Below are 12,601 nucleotides of genomic sequence, written 5' to 3'. Positions count from 1 at the left end.
ACGGGGAAAGAAACCGAGGCCCTTCCCGTGGGCGCTAGCCGCTTCGGCTCGCGCCTTCGGCGCGTAGCACCCTTCGGTCGAGGGGATTCCTGGGGCTTTGGTGGCATCAGTTGGGTTCGCTGAGGGCCTGAAGGGTGGCGGTTAGTTCAGCGCGGGCGGCGGTTTCGATTATTTTCAGGCCGTGGGAAGCGGCCAGGTCTACCGCTCTGGTAGCCAGGGCCTTGGCCTCCACGGGCTCGCCGCGCAATCGTCGTACGCCCGCCAAGCCGACCAAGGCGTTGGCCTCGCCAAAGCGGTATCCGATGTGACGGGCCTTGGTCAGAGCCTGTTGGTACTGCTCGTCCGCCGTCCGCAGATCGTTCCGAGCCCGGTTTGTCGCAGCCAGTACAACCAGCACATTCGTGGTAGTGCGCTGGTCGCCGTCTTCGGCCAGCTCCGCCAAGGCCCGGTTGGCCAGGTTCAGAGCTGTGTGGTGGTCGCCCAAATCCAAATGGACAGCGGCGGCGGTTTCCAGAGCTCGGGCGGTCGACTCGCGGAAGCCCGAATCCTTGCTCAGACGCAGAGCCTCATCCAAGTGGGACAGGGCGTGGTCGGGGTTGCCGCGCAATCTCGCCGTCAAGCCCAGCAGCGTTCTTGCCGAGATCTCACTCGCCTGATGCCCCCGTTCGACGCTGATCGCCAGCGCCTCTTCCAGCAAGTCCTCCGCTTCGGTCAGTTCCCCGGTGTCGATGGCCAGCACGCCCAAGCCGGTCAGGACGGCCGCTTCGCTCTTCGTGCAGCCGGACTCGCGGGTCAGGGCCAGGCAGGTCTCCAAGTCGTTGCGAGCACCCGGGAGGTCCCCGGCGTCCAACCTGACCAAGCCGAGGCTGCCGCGCACGCCCGCCTCGGAGTGGTGGTCGCCGGCGGCGCGGTGGAGTTCTACGGCTCGGTTGTAGTGGGCGATCGAGGTGGGGAAGTCGCCCAAGCGCCAGTAGAGGGTGCCCAGGTTCTGGTGCATCGCGGCCTGACCGGCACGGTCCTGGTGGGCCGATGCCGCGTCCAGGCCGGTGCGGGCAGCGGAGAGCCATTCGGTGACGTGTTTGCCGATCCACAGGTAGCCGCGCAGGCCGTCGGCCAGTCGCCAGGACACGTCGGCGGGGCCTTGTTCGGCTGCGGAACGGATGGCGGCGGTGAGGTTGGGGCGTTCGGCGTCCAGCCACGCTCTCGCCTGGGCGGCGGTCTCGATGCGAGGTAGCCGTACTGCGACGTCGTCGGAAGGTGGCAGGCGCATCAAGTCCGGGTAGAGCAATTCCGCGCAGTGGTCCACGGCTCGGACGTAGAACCGGAGCAGGCGCACCCGTGCGACGGCTGCTTCCTCGGCGGGGGCAGCTGGGCCGGTCAGGGCCTCGTGCCTCCGGTACCGGCCGCCGTGGGCCTGGACCAGGCGGGCTGCCGCCAGGCGGTTGAGCAAGCCCGCTGCGGCGTCGACCGGGATGTCGGCGGCGTTCGCGGCGGCTTCGGCGGTGATGTCCGGTCCCGGCACCACGCCGAGCAGCCCGAACAACCGCCGCGCGGGCTGGGGGAGGGCGTCGAGAGCGGCATCCACGGGGTGGCGGTCGCCCAAGCGGTGCAGGAAACGGGACATCGGGGCGTCGCCGACGGCCGCCGCCGCGACGCGCAGGGTCAACGGCAGGCCGCCGCAGCGCTCCGCCAGGTCCCGCGCGGCCGGGCCGGTGTCGCCTAGCAGGTCCAGGGACTCCTCGGTGGTCAGCACGTCGAGGGCTACGCGGCGGGCACCGTCGACGGCGATCAGGCCGCGCAGGTCGTCCCGGCTGGTCACCAGCACGGGGCAGTCGGCCGTCCCGGGCAGCAGTGGCCGGACCTGGTCGGGGGCGGCGGCGTCGTCGAGGACCAACAGCATCCGGCGGCCGGCTAGCAGGGTGCGGAACAGGGTGCCCTGCTCGTCGACGTCGACCGGGATCTGTTCGGGTGGCACGCCCAGGGCGCGCAGGAAACGGGTCAGCACGTCGGCCGTCGCCGGTCCGCGGCCCGCGCCGCGCAGGTCCGCGTAGAGCCGGCCGTCGGGGAACCGGTCGCGCAGTCGGTGGGCCACGTGCACGGCCAGTGCGGTCTTGCCGACGCCGGCCGGTCCGGTCAGGGCCACCACGGGCACGGCGGTGCCGGTCGGGGCGATGAGGTCGGTGACGCGGGCGACGGCGTCGGCGCGGCCCGCGAAGTCGGGCACGTCCGGCGGGAGCTGGTCGGGCACGTCGGGGTCGGACGGTCCGGTCGGGGCGGCCAGTGCCGGGTCGCCGACCAGGATCGCCCGGTGCAGCGCGCGCAGCTCGGGGCCGGGGTGCGGGGCCGTTCGGAACGCCTCCAGCGCCTCGGCCTGCCTGCTGCACCGGTAGAGCGCGGTCATCAGCTGCGCCCGGAACCGCTCCCGCTGCGGGTGGTCGGCGGTCAGCGCGCGCAGGGCGGGCACCAGGCGCTCGTGGTGGCCCAGAGCGAGTTCCACGTCGTTGCGTTCCTCGTGGACGGTCAGCAGCCGCTCGCCCAGCCTGGGCGCCTCGTCGCGGCGCAGCGCCTCGGAGGGGACGTCGGCCAGCGCCGGACCCCGCCACAGGGCCAGCGCGTCGGTGTAGAGGTCGGCGGCGCGGGCGGTCTCGCCGGCCAGCGCCGCACGCCGCGCCAAGCCCGCCGCGGTGGCGAACCGGTGCACGTCCACCTGCTCCGGCGAGACCACCAGGCGGTAGCCGTCGGCGGTGGTGCGGATCAGCGAAGCGTCCCCCAGCAGGTGGCGCAGCCGCATGACGTAGGTCTGGAGGGTGCCCCGGGTCCGGGCCGGCGGGTCGTCGCCCCACAGGAACCCGACCAGCTCCGCCACGGCCACCGCCCGGCCCGCACGCAGGGACAACGCGGCCAGCAACGCCCGGTGCTTGCCCGCGCGGACCGGCACGGGTCGGTCCCCGATGCGCACGTCGAGGGGGCCGAGCAGCCCGAACCACGGACCCGACCCGACAGCCATCCCGTCCGTTCCCCGCCCTCCGCGCGTGGCCGCTGACGGCCCGTGTCATCGCCGCGTCAGCGATACGACAGCGCGCTCCGGCAGTCTTGAGCACGTCCCGGTTGGGGGACCGGGACAACAGAACTTCTCGAATCCGCGCCAGCGGATAACGAACACTGGGGGTCGAGTGGCCCGCACCGTTCAGGTGCGGGCCACTCGTCTGTTACCCGGACACTGTAGCGCCGATCACACCGCAGTGGTCTCAATTGGCGCAAGATCCGACACTCCCGCGCCACGGCGGGTGGCGCGGGAGGACGGGTCAGGCCGAATAGATGGCTTCGATGTCCTGCTTGTAGGTGCTGGCCACGACCGAACGGCGCAGCTTGAGGCTCGGGGTCATCTCGCCGCCCGCCTCGGTGAAGTCCACCGGCAGGATGCGGAACTTCTTGATCGCCTCCGCCTTGGACACCGCCTGGTTGGCCTCGTCCACCGCCGCCTGGATCTCCGAGCGCAGGGTCTCGTCGTCGAGCAGGTCGGCCACCGACGCCGACGCCGGCTTGCCGTTCTGCTCCTTCCACGCCGGGAAGAACTCCGGGTCGATGGTGATCAGCGCGCCGATGAAGGGCTGCGCGTCGCCGACGACCATGCACTGGCTGATCAGCGGGTGCGCCCGGAGGCGGTCCTCCAGCACGGCGGGGGAGACGTTCTTGCCGCCGGCGGTGACGATGATCTCCTTCTTGCGGCCCGTGATCTTGAGGAAGCCGTCGCCGTCCAGCTCGCCCAGGTCGCCGGTGTGGAACCAGCCGTCCTCCAGGGCCTCGCCGGTCGCGGTCTCGTTGTTCCAGTAGGACCGGAACACGATCTCGCCCTTGATCAGGATCTCGCCGTCCTCGCCGATGCGCACCGACGTGCCCGCGACCGGCCGGCCGACCGTGCCCACCCGGAACGCCGCCTCGGTGTTCACGCACGCCGCCGCGCTGGTCTCGGTCAGGCCGTAGCCCTCCAGCACCGGCACGCCCACGCCCCGGAAGAAGTGCGCCAGCCGCTCGCCCAGCGGCGCGCCGCCGGACACCGCCGCGATGCACCGGCCGCCCAGCGCCGCCTGGAGCTTCGAGTAGACGAGCTTGGAGAACAGCGCGTGCTTGACCTTCAGGCCCAGGCCCGCGCCGCCACCGGACTGCGCCTGGCTGTAGGCCACGGCGGTCGCCTCGGCGGCGTCGAAGATCTTGCCCTTGCCCGCCGCGTGCGCCTTCTGCTTCGCGCCGTTGTAGACCTTCTCGAACACGCGCGGCACGGCCACCACGAACGTCGGCCGGAACGACTGGAGGTCCTCGACCAGGTTCTTCACGTCGGCGGTGTGGCCCAGCGTGACCCGCGTGTAGAAGCCGCACAGGGCGATCGCGCGGGCCAGGATGTGCGCCAGCGGCAGGAACACCAGCAGCGACCCGCCGGCCTGCATGAGCTGCGGGAACGCCGCGATGTCGGCCCGCACCTCCGACAGCAGGTTGCGGTGGGTCAGCTCGCAGCCCTTGGGCCTGCCGGTGGTGCCGGAGGTGTAGACGATCGTCGCGGTGTCGTCGGCGCCGACCTCCTTGCGCCGCGCGCGGGCGTCCTCGTCGGACACCGACGCGCCCAGTGCGGTCAGCTCGTCGATCGCGCCCGCCGAGTCGCCGTTCGGGCCGTCGATGGCCCACACGCTGCGCACCTCGGGCAGGCCCGCGACCACGGAGTCGACGGTCGCGCGGTGCGCCGGGGTCTCCACGATCACGGCCTTGGCCGCCGAGTCGGACAGGATCCACTCGACCTGCTCGGCCGAGGAGGTCTCGTAGATCGGCACCGTCACGCCACCGGCGTGCCAGATGGCGAAGTCGAGCAGGGTCCACTCGTAACGGGTCTTGGACATCAGGCCGACCCGCTCGCCGGGCTGGAGGCCCGCCGCGATGAGGCCCTTCGCGACCGCCAGCACCTGCGCTGCGAAGTCGCGGGCGGTCACGTCGACCCAGGTCCCGTCGACACGGCGGCGGAAACTGACGGCGTTGCCGAAGCGCTCCGCGTTGGCCCACACCATGTCGGTGAGGTTCTCCTCGGCGGCCACGGTCGCTGTGGCCGGGACGCTGAACTCGCGCACGTCAACCTCCGGACGGTTGTTTGTTACCGGTGAGGCAACTTAGCGTGTGATTCCGGCGATAAACAGGCCGGAGGTCGGTTCCGTGACCGTGTCGTGGCACTCTTCCCACCCGTGCCGAGCGTTGACGTGGTGGACGAGACTTTCCTCGCGGTGCCTCCCGAGGTGGTCGTGAGCGCCTTCGCCGAGCCTGCCGACTGGGCGCGGTACTGGCCCGACCTCATTCTGGACGTCTACCTCGATCGGGGCATCCAGGGACTGCGCTGGACGGTGGCGGGGGCGTTGGTCGGAACGATGGAGGTGTGGCTGGAGCCGGTGCTCGACGGCACCCTCCTGCACTACTTCCTCCGGGCCGACCTGCCGAGCGGGGCGCCGCCCAAGCGGGTCCGGCAGGAGGTCCGCCGCCGCCAGCTGGCCGCCAAGGAGGTCTCGCTGGGCCTCAAGCTGACCTTGGAGGCCGGGCGGGCTCCCGGTGTGCCACCCGCGCTGCCGTAGATTCGACACTCGTGCGGGTACATGTCGTCTCGGACGTCCACGGCAACGCCGAGGCCCTCGCCCGAGCAGGCGATGGCGCGGACGCGCTGGTGGTCCTGGGGGACCTGGTCGACTTCGTCGACTACTACGACCACGGCAAGGGCATCCTCGGCCGGGTGTTCGGCGCGGAGAAGGTCGAGGTGTTCGCCCGGCTGCGGCGCGGCCGGATGGGCATGGAGACCGTCCACTACATGCGGTCGTTGTGGGCGAGCATCGAGGACCCGGCGTCGGTGGTGCGCGAGGCCGTGCTGGAGCAGTACACCGAGCTGTTCGCGGCGATGACCGCCCCGACCTACGCCACCCCGGGCAACGTGGACAGCCCCGACCTGTGGCCGTCCTTCGCGCGCGAGGGCGTGCACGTGCTCGACGGCGAGTCGGTGGAGATCGGCGGGCTGCGGTTCGGCTTCGCGGGCGGGGCGATCGCGTCCCCCCTGTACGTGCGGCGGCCGGGCGCGCCCTGGTACCCGTACCTGCGGACGGACGACGAGTTCGGCGCGGCCCTGGCGGGGTTGGGCGAGGTGGACGTGCTGTGCACCCACGTGCCGCCGGCGGTGGCCGAGCTGACCTACGACGTGGTGGCGCGGCGGCCGGAGCTCGGGTCGGTGTCGCTGCTGGAGATGATCCGGAAAGTCGGTCCGCGGTGGTCGGTGTTCGGGCACGTGCACCAGCCGATGGCGAAGCGGGTCCGGGTGGGACGGACCGAGTGCGTGAACGTTGGTCACTTTCAGCGAAGCGGCACGCCCTACGTGTTGCGATGGTGAGCAGAACTACCGGGTAGCCTGCCCGCTATGGCCGACGAGTCCACCCAGTCCATCGTGATCGACGCTGATCCCGCGAAGATCGTCGCGGTGATCGCCGACTTCGCCGCCTACCCCGAGTGGGCCAACGGCGTGAAGCGCACCGAGGTGCTGGAGACCGGGGCGGACGGGTACGCGGCGCAGGTCAAGTTCAACATCGACCAGGGGCCGATCAAGGACGAGTACGTGCTGGCCTACGACGAGTGGACCGAGCAGCGGGTCTCCTGGCACCTGGTCAAGGGGCAGATGCAGAAGTCCCAGGAGGGCAGCTACGCCTTCACCCCGCGCGGCGGTTCGACCGAGGTGACCTACACGCTGTCGGTGCAGCTGGTGGTGCCGATGATCGGCCTGTTCCGCCGCAAGGCGGAGAAGATGATCATGGACACCGCGTTGAAGGAGCTCAAGCGCCGGGTGGAACACGCTGGATGAGCGCACGCCTGCTGCTGTTCACCGGTAAGGGCGGGGTCGGCAAGACGACCTTGGCCGCCGCGACCGCCGCCGCCCTGGCCGCCGGCGGGCGCAAGGCGCTGGTGGTGTCCACCGACCCGGCCCACTCCCTGGGCGACGCGTTCGGCGTGCCGCTGGGCGGCGCCGTGTCCGAGGTGGACGGCGGTCTGCACGCCGCCCAGATCGACCCCCGGTCGCTGGTGGACGACGCCTGGCGCGAGCTGCGCGGCCACCTGCGGACGGTGCTCGCGGGCGCGGGCGTGGACGAGTTGGCCGCCGAGGAGCTGACCGTCCTGCCGGGCGTGGAGGAGCTCCTGGCGCTGACGGAGGTGCGGCGGCTGGCCGGGACCGGGCCGTGGGACGTCGTGGTCGTGGACTGCGGTCCGACCGCGGAGACGCTGCGGCTGCTGGCGCTGCCCGAGGCGCTCGGCTCCTACCTGGAACGGCTCTTCCCGACGCACCGGCGGGTGGTGCGCGGGCTGCTGGCGGGGCTCGCGGGCAGCACGTCGGTCGAGCGCTGGGACGCCACCGCGGACGCGCTCGGGCGGCTCGCGGAGAGCCTGGAGCAGCTGCGGGCGCTGCTGACCTCGCCGGCCACGAGCGTGCGGCTGGTGCTGACGCCGGAGCGGGTGGTCGCGGCGGAGACCCGGCGGACGGTGACCGCGTTGGCGTTGCAGGGCATCCGCGTGGACGGCGTGGTGGCCAACCGGCTGGTGCCGCACCCCGGCGCGGCGCGCGGCGCGGCGGCGACCTGGATGCGGACCCGGCGGGCCGAGCAGGACGCGGTCCTGGCGACGCTGGGCGACCTGGGCGCGGTGCGGTGCGTGGAGCACCGGGCGGGCGAGCCGGTGGGGTTGCCGGCGCTGCTGGAGATCGCTTCGAGTCTTTACGGGGACGCCGACCCCTTGGCCGGGGCGTCGGCGGAGGGGCCGCTGGTCGACGTGGTGCGCGTCGACGACGAGTACGAGCTGCGGCTGGCCGTGGCGGTGGGGGATTCGGACCTGGATCTGGTGCGCGTCGGCGACGACCTCGCGGTGACCGTGGACGGGCGGCGCAAGCTGGTCGCGCTGCCGTCGTTGCTGCGGCGGTGCGTGGTGGTCGGCGCGGAACTGGACGAGACCGGGTTGGCGGTGCGCTTCCGCCCCGACCCCGACCTCTGGATGCGGTGATGGACGCCAAGCTCGCCGAAGAACTGCGCCTGCTGCTCGACGCCGCCGCCGAGCGCGCCCAGCCGTGGCTGCACAAGCTGTCCGGGGAACCCGGCGAGCACGATCCCGGGACGTGCGGGTGGTGCCCGCTGTGCAACGCCGTCGCGCTGGTGCGCGGGGACCGGTCGGAGCTGGCGGCGCGGGCCGCCGAGCACGTGGCCGGGCTGATCGCGGTGCTGCGGGCGGCGCTGGCCGAGCCCGAGCCCGCCCCCGCTTCCCCGGAGGAGGAGCCTGCGAAGCCGCGCGTGCAGCGGATCCCCGTGGTGCGGAAGGGGTCGACGCCTTGCTGACCGTCGGTGTCGACGTCGGCGGGACCAGCGTGCGGGCCGGGGTGGTGAACGCGGACGGCGCCGTGCTGGACACCGCGCGGGCCGCGACGCCGTCCGGCGAGGAGTCGTTGGAGGAGGCGATCGGGGCGGCCGTCGCCGAGGTCGCCTCGCGGCACAAGGTGTCGGCGGTGGGGTTGGCGGTGGCCGGGTTCGTCACGCCCGACCGGCGGAGCGTGCGGTTCGCGCCGCACCTGGCGTGGCGGGACGCGCCCGTGGCGGACCGGATCGCGGCCCGGGTCGGGATGCCGGTGGTGCTGGAGCACGACGCCAACGCGGCGGCCCTGGCCGAGCACCGGTTCGGCGCGGCGCGGGGTGCGGGGATCGCGGTGCTGGTCGCGATCGGCACCGGCATCGGCGGGGCGCTGCTGATCGACGGCAAGGTCTTCCGCGGGGCCCACGGGGTCGCGCCGGAGCTGGGACACCTGCGGCTGGTGCCCGACGGGCGGCCCTGCCCGTGCGGCAAGAACGGGTGCTGGGAGCGGTACTGCTCCGGGACGGCGCTGACGACGACGGCCGTGGAACTGCTGGCCCGGCACCCCGGGGTGTCGACGTTGATGGCCCGGGAGGCCCTGGGCGACTCGCGGGCCGTGACCGGTCGGCGGGTCGCGGCGGCGGCCCGGGACGGCGATCCCCTGGCGAAGCGGGCGATGGCCGACCTGGCGCGGTGGCTGGGCGAAGGGCTGGCGCTGGTCGCCGACGTCTACGACCCCGAGGTGGTCGTGATCGGCGGCGGGGTGTCGGAGTCCGCGCCGCTGTTCCTGGACGACGCCCGGGAGCGGTACGCGGCGGTGGTCACCGGCGCGGGGCACCGGCCACTCGCCCGAATCCGGACCGCGCAACTGGGCGATGACGCGGGCATCGTCGGGGTGGCGACGTTGGCCCGGGAGTTGGCGCCCAACCGGTCCGCGCGCAACGGTCGCCGCTGAAGGGGTTCGAGGCAGCCCGTTCGGGGAAGGCTTCTACAGGACCGCCCCGTCGTCCCAGCCGGAGTCCGGCGGAGGGCCGTTGCGGATGCGGAGGACCAGCCAACCGGCGCCCGAGCACAGCACGATCAGGGCCAGCGGGGTGCCGATGGCGGAGGTCAGGCCGAACAGGCCGGGCGCGACCAGGAGCACCACCCCGAGCAGCATGATCAGGAGGGCGGCGATCGTGCCGGCACGCAGAGCGGGCAGCGGCGGCGGCTCCGGCGGCACGAAGTGGTCGTTCGGGTCGTCCTCTTCCTCGTCGTCGTCCGCCGTGGCGACGGCGGGCTGCCCCTCCGGCCGCGTCGGCCGCGCGGGTTCGGCCTCGGTCTCGTCCTCGTCGAAGGGTTCGGGGTCGGACCACGTCCGGCCCACGCCTTCGCGTTCGAGCCCGGCCACGATCTCGGCGAACGTGGCGTCCACGTCCTCCGGTCCGTCCGTCGGGTCCCGTCGGGAGTTCATCGGCGTGTTCCAACCCCTCCAGGCGCGTCCTCTGCCAGGGTTCATCGTCCCACGAGCCCGTTGTGTTGCGGATTACGGCAGCCGGTGGGACTTGCGACCGTACCGCCCGCACGAGGGTCTTCGTTGTGCCTGGTGCGGTCGGCTCCGTAGGCTGGCCGCCGGGGAACGAAGCACGTCGAGGAGGCGCTCGCAGCAGTGCTCTACTGGTTGATGAAACACATCTTTCTCGGGCCGCTCCTGAACCTGTTCTTCCGACCGAGGATCATCGAGGGCGCGGAGAACATCCCCAAGGAGGGCGGCGCGATCCTGGCGTCGAACCACTTGGCCGTCTCCGACTCGTTCTTCCTCCCGCTGAAGCTCTCCCGCCGGGTCACGTTCCCCGCGAAGATCGAGTACTTCACCGGCAAGGGCCTCAAGGGCGCGTTCCAGCGCTGGTTCTTCTCCGGCGTCGGGCAGGTCCCGATCGACCGGTCCAGCGCCTCGGCCGCCCAGGCCGCGCTGGACACCGGAGTCCGGATCGTCCGCGAGGGCAAGCTGCTGGGCATCTACCCCGAGGGAACCCGCTCGCCCGACGGCCGCCTGTACAAGGGCAAGGTCGGCGTCGCGTGGATCGCGCTGGAGTCCGGCGCGCCGGTCATCCCGGTCGCCATGTTCGGCACCGACAAGGCCAACCCCATCGGCTCGAAGATGTGGAAGCCGTACCCGATCCGGATCAAGATCGGCAAGCCGCTGGACTTCTCCCGCTACGCCGGGCTGTCCGGCGACCGGTTCGTGCTGCGGTCGATCACCGACGAGATCATGTACGCCCTGATGGAGCTGTCCGGCCAGGAGTACGTGGACGTCTACGCGGCCAAGGCCAAGGAGGTCGCCGCGCCGGCTCCGGAGGCCGATCGGCTGCCCGAGACGAAGGCGGGCTGACCGGCACCCCTAAGGTTGGCGGGTGCGGTTCTTCTACGACTGTGAGTTCATCGAAGACGGGGTGACCATCGACCTCGTCTCCATCGGCGTCGTCGACGAGGAAGGCCGCGAGTTCTACGCCGTGTCCACCGAGTTCGACCCGGACAAGGCCGGGCCGTGGGTGCGGGCCAACGTGCTCAACCAGCTCCCGCCGCCGGCGGACAAGGCGTGGCGCAGCCGCGAGCGGATCCGGCGCGACCTGCTGGAGTTCCTCGGCGGCGCGAAGGCCAACCGGGACGACATCGAGCTGTGGGCGTGGTTCGCCGCCTACGACCACGTGGCCCTGGCCCAGCTGTGGGGCCCGATGCCCGCGCTGCCCCGCAGCCTGCCCCGGTTCACCCGTGACCTGCGGCAACGCTGGGAGGACGTGGGCAAGCCCCGCCTGCCGCAGGCCCCGGCCGACGCGCACGACGCCCTCGCGGACGCCCGCCACAACCTCGCGCGCTGGAAGGTGATCGAGGCCGAGCGCGCCCGTCGGGGGTTCGTGTTGCGCTGAGGTTGCGGCCCGGGGTCCGAAAGGTGGGACCCTGCCTTGCTGCACCGATCCAGGGCGTGTCAGTCTTGGGTGACCCACGCCACGAAGAGATTGGCTAAGCAAATGCGCATCGGTGTGCTCACCGGCGGTGGTGACTGTCCCGGGCTGAACGCGGTCATCCGCGCGGTCGTCCGCAAGGGCATCGAGGCCCACGGCTGGGAGATCGTGGGGTTCCGCAACGGCTGGCAGGGTCCCGTCGAGGGCCTGTCCAAGCCCATCGGGCTCGCTGACGTCGAGGACATCCTGACCCGGGGCGGCACGATCCTGGGCTCCTCGCGCACCAACCCGTACAAGCTCGACGGTGGTGTCGACAAGATCCGCAAGGTGCTCGCCGACCAGGGTGTCGACGCGTTGATCGCGATCGGCGGCGAGGACACGCTCGGCGTGGCCAAGCGGCTGACCGACGACGGCATCGGCGTCGTGGGCGTGCCGAAGACCATCGACAACGACCTCGGCGCGACCGACTACACCTTCGGCTTCGACACCGCGGTCCACATCGCCACGGAGTCGATCGACCGCCTCCGCACGACGGCCGAGTCCCACCACCGGGCCCTGGTCGTCGAGGTCATGGGCCGGCACGCGGGCTGGATCGCCCTGCACTCCGGCCTGGCGGGCGGCGCGAATGTCATCCTGGTGCCGGAGCGGCAGTTCAGCGTCGAGAAGGTCGTCGAGTGGGTGGAGCGGCGCTTCGAGCGCCAGTACGCCCCGATCATCGTCGTCGCCGAGGGCGCGGTGCCCGAGGGCGGCGCCGAGGTCCTGCACTCCGGCGAGAAGGACGCCTTCGGCCACGTCCGCCTGGGCGGCGTCGGCACCTGGCTGGCCGAGGAGATCGCCGAACGGACCGGCAAGGAGTCCCGCGCGGTCGTGCTGGGCCACACCCAACGCGGCGGCATCCCGACCGCCTACGACCGCGTCCTGGCAACCCGGTTCGGCCTGCACGCGGTGGACGCGGTGGCCGAGGGCGACTTCGGCGTGATGGTGGCCCTGAAGGGCACCGACATCGTCCGCGTGAAGCTGGCGGAGGCTACGGCGGAGCTGAAGACGGTCCCGCTGGAGCGGTACGCCGAGGCCGAGGTTTTCTTCGGCTGAGCAGTAGGAGTTGTAGTGGAGGGCGCCCGCCGATCCGTCGGCGGGCGCCTTTCGCTGTCCCGCGCGCAGCGCGGTTGTTCGCGCGCGGAGCGCGTTCTTTGCGCGCGGAGCGCGCGGTAGGTGTTACCTACAAGTGGAGGGCCTCGGTTCCCCCACCGTATGGCCTGCCC

The 12,601-nt window shown here is 72.1% G+C and carries 12 protein-coding genes; 9 read left to right on the top strand and 3 right to left on the bottom strand.

Features of this window, described 5'->3' with window-relative positions; all coding sequences use genetic code 11:
- Positions 1-106: 106 nt before the first annotated feature.
- Both WBN91_RS36585 and WBN91_RS36580 read right to left on the bottom strand, forming a co-directional pair.
- Entirely contained in the window at positions 107-3,007 is a 2,901-nt protein-coding gene (locus WBN91_RS36585) for an AfsR/SARP family transcriptional regulator (protein WP_337728876.1), read from the bottom strand.
- Positions 3,008-3,305: 298 nt separating this feature from the next.
- On the bottom strand, positions 3,306-5,114 hold the full coding sequence (locus WBN91_RS36580) for an AMP-dependent synthetase/ligase (RefSeq protein WP_337728877.1): 1,809 nt from the start codon (positions 5,112-5,114) through the stop codon (positions 3,306-3,308).
- 111 nt (positions 5,115-5,225) lie between these two features.
- On the opposite strand from WBN91_RS36580, the gene WBN91_RS36575 reads away from it, so the two are divergent.
- From WBN91_RS36575 to WBN91_RS36550, 6 genes are read left to right on the top strand one after another with little or no spacing between them, the layout of a single operon-like run.
- On the top strand, positions 5,226-5,606 hold the full coding sequence (locus WBN91_RS36575; protein ID WP_337728878.1) for a polyketide cyclase / dehydrase and lipid transport: 381 nt from the start codon (positions 5,226-5,228) through the stop codon (positions 5,604-5,606).
- Positions 5,607-5,617: 11 nt separating this feature from the next.
- Positions 5,618-6,406 carry a metallophosphoesterase family protein gene (locus tag WBN91_RS36570; protein WP_337728879.1) on the top strand — a complete coding sequence of 263 codons (789 nt, stop codon included), beginning with the start codon at positions 5,618-5,620 and terminating at the stop codon, positions 6,404-6,406.
- 27 nt (positions 6,407-6,433) lie between these two features.
- Positions 6,434-6,871, top strand: a complete 438-nt coding sequence (locus tag WBN91_RS36565; protein ID WP_337728880.1) for an SRPBCC family protein — start codon at positions 6,434-6,436, stop codon at positions 6,869-6,871.
- Positions 6,868-8,058, top strand: a complete 1,191-nt coding sequence (locus WBN91_RS36560) for an ArsA family ATPase (RefSeq protein WP_337728881.1) — start codon at positions 6,868-6,870, stop codon at positions 8,056-8,058. The genes WBN91_RS36565 and WBN91_RS36560 overlap by 4 nt, the downstream gene beginning before the upstream one ends.
- Positions 8,058-8,387 carry a hypothetical protein gene (locus tag WBN91_RS36555; RefSeq protein ID WP_337728882.1) on the top strand — a complete coding sequence of 110 codons (330 nt, stop codon included), beginning with the start codon at positions 8,058-8,060 and terminating at the stop codon, positions 8,385-8,387. Before WBN91_RS36560 ends, WBN91_RS36555 begins: the two co-directional genes overlap by 1 nt.
- On the top strand, positions 8,381-9,352 hold the full coding sequence (locus WBN91_RS36550) for an ROK family protein (RefSeq protein WP_337728883.1): 972 nt from the start codon (positions 8,381-8,383) through the stop codon (positions 9,350-9,352). Before WBN91_RS36555 ends, WBN91_RS36550 begins: the two co-directional genes overlap by 7 nt.
- A gap of 33 nt (positions 9,353-9,385) precedes the next feature.
- On the opposite strand, the gene WBN91_RS36545 is transcribed toward WBN91_RS36550, so the two are convergent.
- Entirely contained in the window at positions 9,386-9,850 is a 465-nt protein-coding gene (locus WBN91_RS36545) for a hypothetical protein (protein WP_337728884.1), read from the bottom strand.
- 195 nt (positions 9,851-10,045) lie between these two features.
- Here WBN91_RS36545 and WBN91_RS36540 point away from each other — a divergent pair, with 195 nt between their 5' ends.
- The 3 genes from WBN91_RS36540 to WBN91_RS36530 all read left to right on the top strand — a co-directional run bounded on the left by WBN91_RS36540 (position 10,046) and on the right by WBN91_RS36530 (position 12,431).
- Positions 10,046-10,768: a lysophospholipid acyltransferase family protein gene (locus WBN91_RS36540; protein WP_337728885.1), complete on the top strand. Its 723-nt coding sequence runs from the start codon at positions 10,046-10,048 to the stop codon at positions 10,766-10,768.
- Between the two features lie 22 nt (positions 10,769-10,790).
- Positions 10,791-11,303, top strand: coding sequence for a polyadenylate-specific 3'-exoribonuclease AS (locus tag WBN91_RS36535; RefSeq protein WP_337728886.1), 513 nt, complete (start codon positions 10,791-10,793; stop codon positions 11,301-11,303).
- Positions 11,304-11,405: 102 nt separating this feature from the next.
- Positions 11,406-12,431: a 6-phosphofructokinase gene (locus tag WBN91_RS36530; RefSeq protein WP_337728887.1), complete on the top strand. Its 1,026-nt coding sequence runs from the start codon at positions 11,406-11,408 to the stop codon at positions 12,429-12,431.
- Positions 12,432-12,601: the final 170 nt, after the last annotated feature.

Origin of the sequence: Saccharothrix sp. CCNWYY140, assembly GCF_037401995.1 — a bacterium.
Classification (GTDB): Bacteria; Actinomycetota; Actinomycetes; order Mycobacteriales; family Pseudonocardiaceae; genus Actinosynnema.
Note: the sequence above shows the minus strand (reverse complement) of the source record. Positions and strands in the feature narration are given on the sequence as shown.